This is a genomic window from Mesorhizobium sp. M2C.T.Ca.TU.002.02.1.1 (genome assembly GCF_003997225.1).
This window is the reverse complement of the sequence record NZ_RZTO01000047.1, coordinates 1-14895: the sequence shown is the minus strand read 5'-3', so window position 1 is coordinate 14895 and position 14895 is coordinate 1. Positions and strand designations below refer to the sequence as shown.

The 14895-nt window shown below is 64.8% G+C and carries 14 protein-coding genes; all 14 read right to left on the bottom strand.

Translation table 11 applies throughout. The features are described from left to right. Window positions 1–195: 195 nt before the first annotated feature. The 14 genes from EOD07_RS04425 to mdh all read right to left on the bottom strand — a co-directional run bounded on the left by EOD07_RS04425 (window position 196) and on the right by mdh (window position 14631). Window positions 196–1845 (bottom strand): acetolactate synthase large subunit, encoded by a 1650-nt coding sequence (locus EOD07_RS04425; protein WP_127234125.1) that lies wholly within the window; start codon window positions 1843–1845, stop codon window positions 196–198. A gap of 133 nt (window positions 1846–1978) precedes the next feature. Next, a complete protein-coding gene (gene lpdA / locus EOD07_RS04420; protein ID WP_127234124.1) occupies window positions 1979–3385 on the bottom strand; it encodes a dihydrolipoyl dehydrogenase in 1407 nt (468 codons plus the stop codon). A gap of 26 nt (window positions 3386–3411) precedes the next feature. After that, a complete protein-coding gene (locus EOD07_RS04415; protein WP_127234123.1) occupies window positions 3412–4167 on the bottom strand; it encodes an SDR family oxidoreductase in 756 nt (251 codons plus the stop codon). Further along, entirely contained in the window at window positions 4164–4676 is a 513-nt protein-coding gene (locus tag EOD07_RS04410; protein WP_127234122.1) for a hypothetical protein, read from the bottom strand. The genes EOD07_RS04415 and EOD07_RS04410 overlap by 4 nt, the downstream gene beginning before the upstream one ends. Then, window positions 4676–5452 carry a DUF4241 domain-containing protein gene (locus EOD07_RS04405; RefSeq protein ID WP_052468686.1) on the bottom strand — a complete coding sequence of 259 codons (777 nt, stop codon included), beginning with the start codon at window positions 5450–5452 and terminating at the stop codon, window positions 4676–4678. Before EOD07_RS04405 ends, EOD07_RS04410 begins: the two co-directional genes overlap by 1 nt. 16 nt (window positions 5453–5468) lie before the next feature. After that, entirely contained in the window at window positions 5469–6749 is a 1281-nt protein-coding gene (odhB, locus tag EOD07_RS04400) for a 2-oxoglutarate dehydrogenase complex dihydrolipoyllysine-residue succinyltransferase (protein ID WP_127234121.1), read from the bottom strand. Between the two features lie 39 nt (window positions 6750–6788). Further along, entirely contained in the window at window positions 6789–9776 is a 2988-nt protein-coding gene (locus tag EOD07_RS04395; RefSeq protein WP_073985225.1) for a 2-oxoglutarate dehydrogenase E1 component, read from the bottom strand. A gap of 129 nt (window positions 9777–9905) precedes the next feature. Next, a complete protein-coding gene (gene sucD, locus EOD07_RS04390; RefSeq protein ID WP_041010998.1) occupies window positions 9906–10808 on the bottom strand; it encodes a succinate--CoA ligase subunit alpha in 903 nt (300 codons plus the stop codon). A 27-nt stretch (window positions 10809–10835) separates the two neighbouring features. Continuing rightward, window positions 10836–11252, bottom strand: a complete 417-nt coding sequence (locus tag EOD07_RS04385) for a PIN domain-containing protein (protein ID WP_127234120.1) — start codon at window positions 11250–11252, stop codon at window positions 10836–10838. Then, window positions 11179–11484 carry a hypothetical protein gene (locus EOD07_RS04380; protein ID WP_127234119.1) on the bottom strand — a complete coding sequence of 102 codons (306 nt, stop codon included), beginning with the start codon at window positions 11482–11484 and terminating at the stop codon, window positions 11179–11181. The genes EOD07_RS04385 and EOD07_RS04380 overlap by 74 nt, the downstream gene beginning before the upstream one ends. 83 nt (window positions 11485–11567) lie before the next feature. Next, on the bottom strand, window positions 11568–12065 hold the full coding sequence (locus EOD07_RS04375; protein ID WP_127234118.1) for a DUF1579 family protein: 498 nt from the start codon (window positions 12063–12065) through the stop codon (window positions 11568–11570). A 3-nt stretch (window positions 12066–12068) separates the two neighbouring features. Continuing rightward, window positions 12069–12440: a cupin domain-containing protein gene (locus tag EOD07_RS04370; RefSeq protein ID WP_127234117.1), complete on the bottom strand. Its 372-nt coding sequence runs from the start codon at window positions 12438–12440 to the stop codon at window positions 12069–12071. A 4-nt stretch (window positions 12441–12444) separates the two neighbouring features. Beyond that, entirely contained in the window at window positions 12445–13638 is a 1194-nt protein-coding gene (gene sucC, locus EOD07_RS04365) for an ADP-forming succinate--CoA ligase subunit beta (protein WP_127234116.1), read from the bottom strand. 24 nt (window positions 13639–13662) lie between these two features. Further along, window positions 13663–14631 carry a malate dehydrogenase gene (mdh, locus tag EOD07_RS04360; protein ID WP_127234115.1) on the bottom strand — a complete coding sequence of 323 codons (969 nt, stop codon included), beginning with the start codon at window positions 14629–14631 and terminating at the stop codon, window positions 13663–13665. Between the last annotated feature and the right edge of the window lie 264 nt (window positions 14632–14895).

Sequence of the window (14895 nt, the reverse complement as noted above, 5' to 3'; positions counted from 1 at the left end):
GCCCCAGCCCCTGAGCCCGCACCCGCTCCGGCGCCTGCCCCGGCTCCCGCGCCAGCTCCGGCTCCTGCACCCGCGCCGGCCCCCGCTCCGGCACCTGCCCCGGCGCAGTGATCGGGCTACAGCTTGACGACGAACGGCCCGCCGAAAGGCGGGCCGTTCTGTTTGGGGCGCTGTCCCCAGCTTCGGAAAAACGCGTCACACGGGACTGGCCGGCCAGGGGAGCCGATGGCGCAGCTCTTCGACCAGGACCCGCTCATTCTCCGAATAGTCGATCGGAACGGCGACGAGATTGACGCCACCCGCGGCAAAGGCCTGCTCGAGGGCAGGTCTCAACTCGGCGATGGCGCCTACCCTGGTGCCCCTGGCGCCATAGGCTTCGGCATAGCGGACGAAATCGGGATTCCCGAAGGTCATGCCGAAATCGGGAAAATCGTCGACCGCCTGCTTCCAGCGGATCATGCCGTAGGCATGGTCCTCGATGACCAGGACCACGAGATTGAGCTTCAGTCTGACGGCTGTTTCCAGCTCCTGGCTGTTCATCATGAAGCCGCCATCGCCGCAAACCGCCATGACGCGGCGTTCCGGAAAAAGCATCGCCGCCATCATCGCCGACGGCAGGCCGGCGCCCATCGTGGCCAGCGCGTTGTCGAGCAGCAGCGTGTTGGCGACGCGCGTGCGGTAGTTGCGCGCGAACCAGATCTTGTACATGCCGTTGTCGAGCGCCAGGATACCGTCGGCCGGCATCACCGCGCGCACGTCGTGCACGAGGCGCTGCGGGGTGAAGCGGTCCTCGGTGTCGCGCGCCGCGATGCGGCTCAATATTCCCTCGCGCAGCGGCAGCAGTGCCTGCGCATTGGGAATGTTGCCTTCCAGGCGGTCGGCCAACAGCCTGAGCGAGGCGCCGATATCGCCGATCACCTCGGTTTGCGGGAAATAGACCTGTTCGACAGTGGCCGGCTGGTAGCCGACATGAATGACCTTCGGCCCGTCGGCGCCCATGATGAAGGGTGGCTTCTCGACCGTGTCGTGGCCGATCGTGATGATGAGATCCGCCCGCTCGATCGCTTCATGCACGTAGTCGCGCTCGGACAACGCGGCCGTGCCCATATAAAGCTCGGTTCCACCCGGTACCGTGCCCTTGCCCATCTGGGTTGTGAAATAGGGAATGCCGGTCCGCAGAACGAACTGGGCGAGGTCCGAGGTCGAGCGCGGCCGCGAGGCGGCGGCGCCCATCATCGCCAGCGGCCGCTTAGCCTCGATGATCATCTGCGCGGCGCGGTCGAGCGCAAGCGGGCTCGCCAGCGGCAGCTCGACCGGGTGCGGCGGAATCGGCGCCACCGCGTCGCATTCCTCGGCGGCGATGTCCTCGGGCAGCTCCAGATGCACCGGTCCCGGACGCTCCTCGCCGGCCACGCGGAAAGCCTCGCGCACCACGCCCGGAATCATCCTGGGCGAAACGATCTGACGCGAAAGCTTGGTCAGGGGTTTCATCGCCGCCACGACGTCGACGATCTGGAAACGGGCCTGCCTGGACGACCTGACGCCCTTCTGCCCGGTGATCATGACCATGGGCATGGCCCCAAGCAGCGCGTAGGCCGCGCCTGTCGTCAGGTTCAAGGCGCCGGGGCCAAGTGTGGTGATGCAGACGCCGGGCCTGCCGGTGAGCCGGCCGTGGGTAGCGGCCATGAACGCGGCCGCCTGCTCATGGCGGGTCAGGATAAGCTCTATCGAGGATTTGCGAATGGACTCGACGACGTCGAGGTTCTCCTCGCCCGGTATGCCGAAGATACGGTCCACGCCTTCATTCTCGAGGGCGGCAACAAGCAGATCGGAGCCTTTGGACACGAGGTATCTCCTAGTGCGATACGGGCCATACCGAACCCTGACGCGTATCGCCCTTCGGTTCGGGATGATGCTCTATCTCTTTGTTTTTACGCAATTCCGGACGGAAAACCGCTCACACTTTCCTGGAGTTGCTCTAGATATGGATCGGCTTGAAGAACGTGGCCAGCGCCGCTTCCTTCACCGCTTCCGACATCGTCGGATGCGCGTGGCAGGTGCGCGCGAGGTCTTCGGACGAGCCGCCGAATTCCATCAGCACCGCCGCCTCGTGGATCATCTCGCCGGCGCCGAAACCGACGATGTGGACGCCGAGCACGCGGTCGCTGGCCTTGTCGGCCAGAATCTTCACGAAGCCGTCGGTGTGCAGCATGGCGCGCGCTCGGCCATTGGCGCTGAACGGGAATTTTCCGACCTTGTAGTCGATGCCGGCCTTCTTCAGCTCCTCCTCGGTCTTGCCGACCGAGGCGATCTCCGGGCTGGTGTAGACGACACTCGGGATGACGTCGTAGTTCACATGGCCAGCCTGGCCGGCGATCGTCTCGGCCACCGCGACGCCCTCGTCCTCGGCCTTGTGCGCCAGCATGGGGCCGGCAACGACGTCGCCGATGGCATAGATGCCGGGCACGTTGGTCCTGAGATGCCCGTCGGTCTTGACCCTGCCGCGCTCGTCGACCTCGACGCCCGCCTCCTTCAAGCCGAGGCTATCGGCATAGGGACGGCGTCCGGTGGCGACCAGCACCACGTCGGCCTCGATGGTTTCCGCCGCGCCGCCCTTGACCGGCTCGAAGGTGACGGTGGCGCCCTTCTTGGCCTTGGCGACGCCGGTGACCTTGGCGCCGAGCTTGAACTCGAAGCCCTGCTTGGAGAGGAGCCGCTGGAACTGCTTCGACACCTCGCCGTCCATGCCGCCGAGGATATTGTCGAGGAACTCGACAACCGTGACCTTGGCGCCGAGCCTGGCCCACACCGAGCCAAGCTCCAGCCCGATGACGCCGCCGCCGACCACCACGAGGGTGGCGGGCACCTTGGCCAGCGACAGCGCGCCGGTGGAGGAGACGATCACCTTCTCGTCGAAATCGACCTTGACGCCCGGAATGCCGGCGACATCCGAGCCGGTGGCGATCACGATGTTCTTCGTCTCGATCTCCTCGACCTTGCCGTCCTCGCCGGTCACCGAAACCTTGCCGGCGCCGACCACCTTGCCGGTGCCGCGGAAGGAATCGATCTTGTTCTTCTTGAACAGGAAGGCGACGCCGTTGACGTTGGAGGCGACCGTCGTGTCCTTATGCGCCATCATCTTCTTCAGATTGAGCTTCGGCGCCGGCAACTCGATGCCCAGCGTATCGAAAGCGTGGCCGGCTTCCGCGAACATCTCGGAGGCGTGGAGCAGCGCCTTCGACGGGATGCAGCCGATGTTGAGGCAGGTGCCGCCGAAGGTGGCGTTCTTCTCGACCACCGCCGTCTTCAGGCCGAGCTGCGCCGCCTTGATGGCGCAGACATAGCCGCCCGGCCCCGATCCGATGATAACCACGTCATAAGCCATAATATAGAATCCTTTTTATCCAGCCTTCAGCGGCCGCCGCTCACATTCAGGATCGTGCCCGTTATATAGGAGGCCGCGCCCGACAGAAGATAGAGAACCGCGCTCGCGACTTCATCCGCCGTGCCTGCCCGTTTCATCGGCAGCGCGTCCTGCAACCGCGCCACCCGGTCGGGCTGGCCGCCCGACGCATGGATTTCGGTGTCCGTGATGCCGGGACTGACCGCGTTGACGCGGATGCTCTCCAACGCGACTTCGCGCGCGAGCCCGATGGTCATGCTGTCGATCGCGCCCTTGGAGGCGGCATAGTCGACAAATTCGCCGGGCGAGCCGAGCCTGGCGGACGCCGAGGACAGGTTGACGATGGCGCCACCCTTGCCGCCGTGACGGGTCGACATGCGCTTCACCGCTTCGCGGGCGCAGAGGAACGAGCCGACGACATTGATGCGCATCATGCGCTCGACCCGCTCGACGCTCATCTCGTCGACCCGCGCCTTGACGTCGACGATGCCGGCATTGTTGACGAAGGCGTCGAGCCGGCCGAAGGCCCGGTCGACGGCTTCGAACATCGCAATCACATCGGCCTCGCTGCCGACATCGCCCTTGACCGCGAAGGCATCGCCGCCTGTGGCCTTGAGCTCGGCGACCAGCGCATCGGCGGCCGCCTGGTTGGAGACGTAGTTGACCACAACGCGGTAACCGGCCCGGTTCGCCTGCCGGCAGATGGCGGCGCCGATGCCGCGGCTGCCGCCGGTGACCAGCAGTATCTTGTTGTCCGCGCTCATTCCTGGCAGCCTTTCAGCACGAAGATGTCCCATGGCACTTTGGAGAAGCCGGCGGGACCATAGGCGGCCGACATTTCGAGTGACGGCCCGAGATCGGGGAAGATCAGGCTTTTCGGCGCGTCGGCGCCTTCGGCTGGCAGCAGGCCGACACCGCCTTTCTCGTCGGCGCTGTAGATGACGCCTTCCCAGACCGTGCAGGCGGCAAGCTCATCGCCGGTGACGTCGCCGGTCGGGCATTTGTACATCAGCGAGCCATGCGGCCGCGCCGCCGATCCCTCGGTCCACATCGCGATGCCGTCGAGCACGACATTGTTGTCGAGGATCATGCGGAAGGCGTTGGTGATCGTCGCCGAGGGGCCGGCCGGCGTGAAGTCGATCTCGGCGCCGCTCTGCGCCTCGCCATAGACCGCAAGCTGGATCGGGCAGGCGGCCTGAGCATTGGAATTCGCCGCCGCGAGCGCCAGCGATCCGGCCATCAATCCAATCACGGGCGAGACGGCTGTCGTCATCACTTGGCCTGGTCGTCTTCGCGGCCGTCGGCGTTTTCGAGCACGCCGAAATCGGTCATCAGGACCACCGGCTCGCCCGCTGCGTCCAGCCCCCAGAAGGACGGGTAGAATCCGTCGCCCCAGCCACTCCAGAACATCGCGATGTTGACCGGATTGCCGGCGGCCGGATGGTGCATGACGAACCGGTCCTGGTTCGGCGCGAACTCGGCCGCCAGCACATCGTCATAATAGTTCTGTTCGGGCTTGAGCTTGTCCTGCGCGGCCGACATCAGGGCCATCGCCGCCTTGTCCATGAACGAGCCGAGGCCGGCATCGACGGGATAGCCGAAGATCTCGTCGCCGTTCAGCGTCGAGACGTCCTGCCCCGGCAGGACGGCGAGTTCCCAGCGCGCCGGTACGCCGGGACGGAAGCGAAGGAACGCCGCGGCGACCCGGCCCTGCGCCTCCAACAGCGTGACCGGATAGTGCCCGGGCTTGACCTTGCGGGCGAGCGCCGGCCAGTCGTCCGTCGTGATCAGAGGGTCGCAGGCGATGATCTCGCCGGTCGGGAGTTCGAGCTCGCCGATCGGTGTGACGGTGATCTTGCGCTCCGCCAGTTGCGCGTCGGAGAGCGCGAAGACGCCGAAATTGCTGCTGGCCGTCGCCGGATCCCAATCGGCGGCGATTGCCGGCGAGGGAACGGCGGCGGAGAGGCCAAGCATGACGATGCTGCGCCGGAAAATTCGCCGCAGGCTATGGCCGAGCTTGAACCCGAACCGCTCCGGCCAGCCGCTCATTGCGGATCCGATCCGATCACAGATCGAGCACCAGCCGCTCGGGATCCTCCAGGCTTTCCTTGACGCGCACGAGGAAGGTCACCGCTTCCTTGCCGTCGACGATGCGGTGGTCGTAGCTGAGCGCCAGATACATCATCGGCCGGATAACGATCTGGCCGCCGACCACCACGGGCCGGTCCTGGATCTTGTGCATGCCGAGAATGCCGGACTGCGGCGCATTAAGGATCGGCGTCGACATCAGCGATCCGTAAACGCCACCGTTGGAAATCGTGAACGTGCCGCCCTGCATGTCCGCCACCGAAAGCTTGCCGTCGCGCGCGGCGAGACCCAGCCGGCCGATCTCCTTCTCGATCTCGGCGATGGACATCTGGTCGGCGTCGCGCACCACCGGCACCACCAGGCCCTTGTCCGTGCCGACGGCGACGCCGACATGGGCGAAATTCTTGTAGATGATATCGGTGCCGTCGATCTCGGCATTGACCGCCGGAATCTCCTTCAGCGCATGCGTCACCGCCTTGGTGAAGAAGCCCATGAAGCCGAGCTTCACACCGTGCTTCTTCTCGAACACGTCCTTGTATTTGGACCTGAGCGCCATCACCGCGCTCATATCCACCTCGTTGAAGGTGGTGAGCATGGCGGCGGTCGACTGGGCCTCCTTCAAGCGGCGGGCGATGGTCTGGCGCAGCTTGGTCATGCGCACGCGCTCCTCGCGCGGCGCATCCTCGGCCGGGGACGGCGCGCGGGCAACGACCGGCGCCGGAGCCGCCTTCGGCGTCTCGGCCGGCTGCGAGGGCGCGCCCCTGGCGATGGCGTCGAGCACATCGCCCTTCAGCACCTGGCCGCGCTTGCCGGAACCGGACAGCTGGTCGACCGAAAGATTGTTTTCGGCGATCAGCTTGGCTGCCGCCGGGGCCGGCGGCATGGTGCGCGGCTCGATCGAGCCGGCGTCGCCGGCGACCTTGGCGGTCTCGGCCGCGGCTTGCTTGGTGGTGGACGCGGCGTCCGGGCTCGAGGCCTGCGCCACCGCCTGCGGCTTGGTGGCGGGAGCGGCGGCCGCGCCGCCCGCCGAAATCGAGCCGAGCAACGCGCCGACATTGACCGTCTCGCCTTCCTTGACGGTGATTTCGGCCAGCGTTCCGGCGCCCGCGGCGGGCACTTCCACCGTCACCTTGTCGGTTTCGAGCTCGACCAGCGGCTCGTCGGCGGCGATCGCGTCGCCGACCTTCTTGAACCACTTGCCGACGGTCGCCTCGGTGACGGATTCGCCGAGAGTGGGGACGCGGATTTCGGTAGCCATGTGCCTGTCCGTTGTCTTCTTGAGGTCTGTTTCGTCCGGTTATTCGCCGAGAGCGTCGTCGAGCAGCGCGGCGAGCTGGCTGAGATGCTTCGACATCAACCCCGTCGCCGGCGAGGCCGAGGCCGGCCGTCCGGTGTAGCGCACCCGCTGATGCTTGGCGTCGATATGCGCCAGCACCCATTCGAGATAGGGATCGATGAACGACCAGGCGCCCATGTTCTTGGGCTCTTCCTGGCACCACACCATCTCGGCGTTGCGGAAACGCGACAGCTCGGTGATCAGCGCCTTGGCCGGGAACGGATAGAGCTGTTCGACGCGCAGCAGGTAGATGTCGTTGATGCCGCGCTTCTCGCGCTCCTCGTAGAGGTCGTAATAGACCTTGCCCGAGCACAGCACGACGCGGCGGATCTTGGAGTCCTTCACCAGCTTGATCGGCTGGTTGGCCAAGAGCTGCGCGTCGTCCCACAAAAGCCGGTGGAACGAGCTTTCGCCCGACATCTCCGACAGCGTCGACACCGCGCGCTTGTGGCGCAGCAGCGACTTCGGCGTCATCAGGATCAGCGGCTTGCGGAAGTCGCGCTTCAGTTGCCGGCGCAGGATATGGAAGTAGTTGGCCGGCGTGGTGACGTTGGCGACCTGCATGTTGTCTTCCGCGCAAAGCTGCAGGAAGCGCTCCAGGCGCGCCGACGAGTGCTCCGGCCCCTGGCCCTCATAGCCATGCGGCAGCAGGCAGACCAGGCCGGACATTCTGAGCCACTTGCGCTCGCCCGACGAGATGAACTGGTCGAACACCACCTGGGCGCCGTTGGCGAAGTCGCCGAACTGCGCCTCCCAGAGCGTCAGCGCCTTGGGCTCGGCAAGGCTGTAGCCATATTCGAAGCCGAGCACCGCCTCTTCCGACAGCATCGAGTTGATGACCTCGTAGCCGGCCTGCGCCGCCGACAGATTGTTGAGCGGGATGTAGCGGGTCTCGTCGCGCTGGTCGTAGAGCACCGAATGGCGCTGCGAGAAGGTGCCGCGTTCCGAATCCTGGCCGGAAAGCCGGATCGGGTTGCCGTCGAGCAGGATGGCGCCGAAGGCCAACGCCTCGGCCGTCGACCAGTCGATGCCTTCGCCCGATTCGATCGCCTGGCGGCGGTTTTCGAGGAAGCGCAGGATGGTCTTGTGCGCCTCGAAATCCTTCGGCACGTCGGTCAGCTTCTTGCCGATCTCCTTCAGCGTGCGCACCGGCACGGCGGTCTTGCCGCGGCGCTGTTCGTCCTGGTTGTCGGCGCTGCGCAGGCCCGACCAGGCGCCGTCCAGCCAGTCGGCCTTGTTCGGCTTGTAGGACTGACCGACTTCAAATTCGGCCTCGAGATGCGCGCGCCAGTCGGCCCGCATCTTGTCGACCTCGGCCTGGGTGACGTGGCCCTCGGCGATCAGCCGGTCGGCATAGATCTGCACCGTCGTCTTATGGGTGCGGATGTTGCGGTACATGATCGGCTGGGTGAAGGCCGGCTCGTCGCCCTCATTGTGGCCGAAGCGGCGGTAGCAGAACATGTCCACCACCACCGGCTTGTGGAACTTCATGCGGAACTCGGTCGCCACCTTGGCGGCATGCACCACCGCTTCCGGGTCATCGCCGTTGACGTGGAAGATCGGCGCCTCGATCATCTTGGCGACATCCGAGGGATAAGGCGACGAGCGCGAGAAGCGCGGATTGGTGGTGAAGCCGATCTGGTTGTTGATGATGAAATGCAGCGTGCCGGCGACGCGATGGCCGCGCAGGCCGGACAGCCCGAACATCTCCGCGATCACGCCCTGGCCGGCGAACGCCGCGTCGCCGTGGAGCAGGAGCGGCATCACCTTGGCGCGTTCCGACAGCGGAACGATCTCGCCGCGCTCGCGGCCGGCGAGCTGGTCCTGCTTGGCGCGCGCCTTGCCCATCACCACGGGGTCGACGATTTCCAGGTGCGAGGGGTTGGCCGTCAGCGACAGATGCACCTTGTTGCCGTCGAACTCGCGGTCCGACGAGGCGCCGAGATGGTACTTCACGTCGCCCGAGCCCTCGACGTCGTCGGGCGCGGCCGAGCCGCCCTTGAACTCGTGGAAGATGGCGCGGTGCGGCTTGGCCATCACCTGGGAAAGCACGTTGAGGCGGCCGCGATGGGCCATGCCGAGCACGACCTCCTTCAGGCCGAGCTGACCGCCGCGCTTGACGATCTGCTCCAGCGCCGGGATCAGCGCTTCGCCGCCGTCGAGGCCGAAGCGCTTGGTGCCCTTGTACTTGACGTCGATATATTGCTCGAAACCCTCGGCCTCGATCAGCTTCGACAGGATCGCCTTCTTGCCGGTGGCGGTGAAGGTGATCTCCTTGTCGGCGCCTTCGATGCGCGCCTGGATCCAGGCCTTCTCTTCCGGGTCGGAGATATGCATGAATTCGACGCCGAGCGTCGAGCAATAGGTGCGGGTCAGGATGTCCAGCATCTGCCGCACGGTGCCGAATTCGAGGCCGAGCACATTGTCGAGGAAGATCGGCCGGTCGTAATCGGCTTCGGTGAAACCGTAATTCTCCGGCGACAGCTCGTTATAGTCCTCGAGCGGCTTGGCGATGCCGAGCGGATCGAGATCGGCGTGCAGATGGCCGCGCATGCGGTAGGCGCGGATCATCATGATGGCGCGCACGGAATCGCGCGTCGCCTGGTGCACGTCGGCGTCGGAAAGCGCCGCGCCGTTGACGACCGCCTTTTCCTTGACCTTCTTTTCGATCGCCTTTTCGACCAGGCCCCAATTGCCGTCGAGCGCCGAGACCAGCTCGCCATTGGCCGTGAGCGGCCAGGAGGGCTTGGCCCAGGAGGCACCCTTGGCGTTCTTGCGGACGTCGCCCGCGTCGTCCTTCAGCGCGGCGAAGAAATCCTGCCACTCCGGGTCGACCGAGGCCGGATTATCCTCATAGGCGGCGTAGAGCGCGTCGATGTAATCGGCATTGCCGCCATAAAGGAATGAGGTGAGCGAGAATTGGTCGTTGGCCTGATCTTGTCTTGCCATTTTCGTCTGCGGAGCCTGGCTCCGTCTCCTTTTCAGAGCGAATAGGGATTAGCGAATAGCGAGTAGGGGAGCCCCCCAGGGTCGCTGCGTTACTTTTTCCCTACTCGCTATTCACTATTCGCTACTCACTTAACCCTTGATCGCCTCGACCAGCGTCGTGCCGAGCCTGGCCGGCGACGGCGAGACCTTGATGCCGGCCGATTCCATCGCCGCGATCTTGTCTTCCGCGCCGCCCTTGCCGCCCGAGATCACCGCGCCCGCATGGCCCATGGTGCGGCCGGCCGGCGCCGTGCGCCCGGCGATGAAGCCCGCCATCGGTTTCTTGCGGCCGCGCTTGGCTTCGTCCTTGAGGAACTGCGCGGCGTCTTCCTCGGCCGAGCCGCCGATCTCGCCGATCATGATGATCGACTTGGTCTCGTCGTCGGCGAGGAACATCTCCAGCACATCGATGAATTCGGTGCCCTTGACCGGGTCGCCGCCGATGCCGACCGCCGTGGTCTGGCCGAGGCCGACATTGGTGGTCTGGAAGACTGCCTCATAGGTAAGTGTTCCCGAGCGCGAAACAACGCCCACCGAGCCCTTGCGGAAGATGTTGCCGGGCATGATGCCGATCTTGCATTCGTCGGGCGTCAGCACGCCCGGGCAGTTCGGGCCGATGAGCCGTGAGGTCGAGCGGTCGAGCCGCGCCTTGACTTTGACCATGTCCATCACCGGGATGCCTTCGGTGATGCAGACGATCAGCGGGATCTCGGCCTCGATCGCCTCGAGGATGGCCTCGCCGGCGCCTGCCGGCGGGACGTAGATGACCGAGGCGTTGGCGCCGGTCTTTGCCTTGCCTTCGGCCACGGTGGCGAAGATCGGCAGGGTCTCGCCCTTCGAACCGGTCCAGGTCTCGCCGCCCTTCTTGGGATGGATGCCGCCCACCATCTTGGTGCCGTGATAGGCCAGCGCCTGCTCGGTGTGGAAGGTGCCGGTCTTGCCGGTCAGACCCTGCACCAGCACCTTGGTATTCTTGTCGACGAGAATGGACATGGGTGAGAACGCCTCTGACTTCAGCGATTAGAGAAAAGGATTGACGGCCCGGACCGAGCCATAGACCTGGTTGTGGTTGAGATCTTCGGTGTAGAAAACCGGGGCGCCGAGATATTCCGCCGCTCCGAGCAGCGCAGCGTCGTAGTAGTGAATGCCGTAGCGCCGCGCGAGGTCCAATCCCGAGCGAACATAGCTTTCATCGACAGGCACCAACGGGCAGGTTCCAAGGAGGACGAGCCATTGGTCGAGCAGGTCGTCCCCCAAGAGGGATTTCCCGCGGGCCACCGCGGTGAATTCGGCCAATGTCTGCCCTGACACGCCAAAGACAGTGTTCGATACCAGGTCTGCTGCGATCGGCGCGCGGCGTGGATCACGATTCTTCTCCGAAGCCGCGTAGATCAGGACGTTCGTGTCGAGAAAGCAGTCGATCTTCCCGGTCGGCATAGGCGTCCCTTCGATCCCACTTATAAGGGGTGTCGGCGCTGTCGCTCCGTTTCGCTGCCTCGTCCATAAGTCGCTTCATTCCCGCCTTGGCCCAGGCAATTCGGTCTTCCTGCTCGACTTCATGCGCAAGCAGTGAACGAATGAGGGCGTTGAGCGTCGTCTTGCGACGTTCGGCAAGGCCTCGCGCCTGTTCAAGCAGAATTTCGTCCATGGCCAGGGTGACGTTTTTCATTGTCCGTCTCCACATAAATACACAGCCATAATATGTGTGATTATGTGTAATCCTTCAACCGCCCTGACCGCCGTCTCCATCGCTCAGCCTTCCTTCATCTCGGAAGGCGAAACGCGCCGATAGACGCCGCGCACCATGTCTAGCCAGTCATCACCGCCAACCGGCTGGAATTGCAGCCGCATGCGATAGGTGTCGCCGCCGTCGAAATCGTAGGTCACGCGCGCGGCCCCGCGCGGCGATGAGCGCAGCAGCGAAAGCGTGTTGCCGTCCCACACGCCAGTTGCGGGCGAGGCCGGCACGAATCCCATCGAGTCGAACTGGTGCATGGTGGCCAAGCCGTTCGGTTGGTCGAAGCCGAACACATTGTGCGAACCGAACGAGATCGTGCCATCGCGGCGCTGGCGATAGCGCTGCACCACGAACAGGCCGCCGAACTCAGCCTCCGCCAGCACTTCCGAAGTCGCCGTGCCGGCATCGGTCCACTGCGTCGCCGCCACCTCTTCCTCGCCGCGCCATGCGCCGACCAGCGCCTGCAGGCGTTGGTGAGCAGCCGAGAGGGAGGAGAAGGGCGCCGCGTTCATGGCTCAGAGCCGCTTCAGATCGGTGACGGTGTGGTCGCTCTTCGCATTGCCGGTATTGAGCGTCGTCGCCGGCTCGAACATCAGCACCACCGGCTCCTTCGTCAGCGACCGCGGCCGGTGCTCGACGCCGCGCGGCACGACGATGAAGTCGCCCTCGCCGAGCTCGACCGACCCGTCGCGGAAATCGATGGCGATCCTGCCGCGCAGCACCAGGAAAGCCTCGTCCTCATGGTCATGCGCGTGCCAGTCGAAGACCTCGCCGAACTTGGCGACCTTGGCTTGGGCATCGTTGACGTCGCCGGCGATATGCGGATCGAAGACCTTGGCGATCTTTTGATCCGCAGCCTCGACCAGGTTTATCTTGCGCGGAGGCATCCGCTCAGCCCTTCACCGCCTTGACGATCTTCTTGGCCGCGTCGTCGAGGTCGTCGGCCGAGACGACGTTGAGGCCGCTGTCGTTGATGATCTTCTTGCCGAGCTCGGCATTGGTGCCTTCGAGGCGCACCACCAGCGGCACCTTCAGCCCGACTTCCTTGACCGCGGCGATCACACCCTCGGCGATGACGTCGCACTTCATGATGCCGCCGAAGATGTTGATCAGGATGCCCTCGACCGCCGGGTCCTTGGTAATGATCTTGAACGCCGCCGTGACCTTTTCCTTGGAGGCGCCGCCGCCGACGTCGAGGAAGTTAGCCGGCTCAGCACCATAGAGCTTGATGATGTCCATCGTCGCCATGGCAAGGCCGGCGCCGTTGACCATGCAGCCGATATTGCCGTCGAGCGCGACATAGGCGAGGTCGTATTTCGACGCCTCGATCTCCTTCTCGTCCTCTTCGGTGGTGTCGCGCAATTCCATCACGTCCGGATGGCGGAACAGCGCGTTGTTGTCGAACGACACTTTCGCGTCGAGCACGCGCAGATGGCCGTCCTTCATGACGATCAGCGGGTTGACCTCGAGCAGGCTCATGTCTTTCTCGACGAAGGCTTTGTAGAGCGTCGGGAAGAGCGAGGCGCCGTCCTTGGCCGCATCGCCGTCGAGCTTCAGCGCGGCGTTGAGCGTCTTCACGTCGTCCGCCGTCACGCCCTTTTCCGGATCGATGGCGACGGTGACGATCTTTTCCGGCGTGTCATGCGCGACCGTCTCGATGTCCATGCCGCCCTCGGTGGAAACGACGAAGGCGATGCGGCCGACCGAGCGGTCGACCAGGATCGACAGATAGAGCTCGCGGGCGATGTCGGCGCCGTCCTCGATATAGAGGCGGTTGACCTGCTTGCCGGCTGGGCCCGTCTGCTTGGTCACCAGCGTATGGCCGAGCATCTCGTTGGCGTTGGCGACGACTTCCGCCGCCGACTTCGCCAGCCGCACGCCGCCCTTGGCGTCGGGGCCGAGCTCCTTGAACTTGCCCTTGCCGCGGCCGCCGGCATGGATCTGGCTCTTCACCACATAGAGCGGGCCGGGCAGCGCTGCTGCCGCGGCTTCCGCCTCGCCGGCCTTGAACACCGGAACGCCGCTTGCGACCGGCGCCCCGAACGTCTTCAGCAGCGCCTTGGCCTGATACTCGTGGATGTTCATGCGCTTGGTCTCCGGGGAGGATGATTACTTGCCGGCCAGATGCGGGGCGATCTTGGTGCAGGCCTCGGTCAGGCCCTGGACGGCCGCGACCGAGCTGTCGAACATCTTCTGCTCGGCCTTGGACAGATCAATCTCGATGACGCGCTCGACGCCACCGGCGCCGATCACCACCGGGACGCCGACATAGGTGTTCTTCACGCCATACTGGCCCGACAGGTGCGCCGCGCAAGGCAGCACGCGCTTCTTGTCCTTGAGGTAGGATTCCGCCATGGCGATCGCCGAGGCCGCCGGCGCGTAGTAGGCCGAGCCGGTCTTGAGCAGGCCGACGATCTCGGCGCCGCCGTCGCGGGTGCGCTGCACGATCTGGTCGAGCTTCTCCTTCGAGGTCCAGCCCATCTTGACGAGGTCGGGAAGCGGGATGCCCGACACCGTCGAATAGCGGATCATCGGCACCATCGAGTCGCCGTGGCCGCCGAGCACGAAAGCGGTGACGTCCTCGACCGAGACCTTGAATTCCTCGGCCAGGAAGTAGCGGAAACGCGCGCTGTCGAGCACGCCGGCCATGCCGACGACATGGCTGGTCGGCAGGCCGGAGAACTTCTGCAGCGCCCAGACCATGGCGTCGAGCGGGTTGGTGATGCAGACGACGAAGGCCTTCGGCGCGTATTTCTTCAGGCCGGCGCCGACCTGTTCCATGACCTTGAGGTTGATGCCGAGAAGGTCGTCGCGGCTCATGCCGGGCTTGCGCGGCACGCCGGCGGTGACGATGCACACATCCGCGCCCTCGATGCCGGCATAGTCGTTGACGCCGGTCAGCCGGGAATCGAAACCGTCGACCGGCGATGACTGCGCGATGTCGAGGCCCTTGCCCTGCGGAATGCCCTCGGCGATATCGAACAGCACCACGTCGCCGAGATCCTTGAGGCCGACCATATGGGCGAGCGTGCCGCCGATCATGCCCGAGCCGATGAGCGCTATCTTGTTGCGTGCCATGTGAGGATGTTTTCCCTTTGTCTGTGACGAGGTCGTGACGGGGCCGGGAGGCCGAAAAGGATGCGGGAAGCCGCGAGATTTGGCCGCACCGAATAGCGCTGGCCAAAGAAAAATTCAAACGATTATTTTGACCCTAGTATTTTCAATCGGTTAGATGCTTTGGGAATTACGTAAACGTCAAAACTCTTAAGCCGACCGGGGAGAATTTACACAATGAACGTTGAAATCAGAAGGCTTCATCCGGGTGATGACGCTGTTGTGATG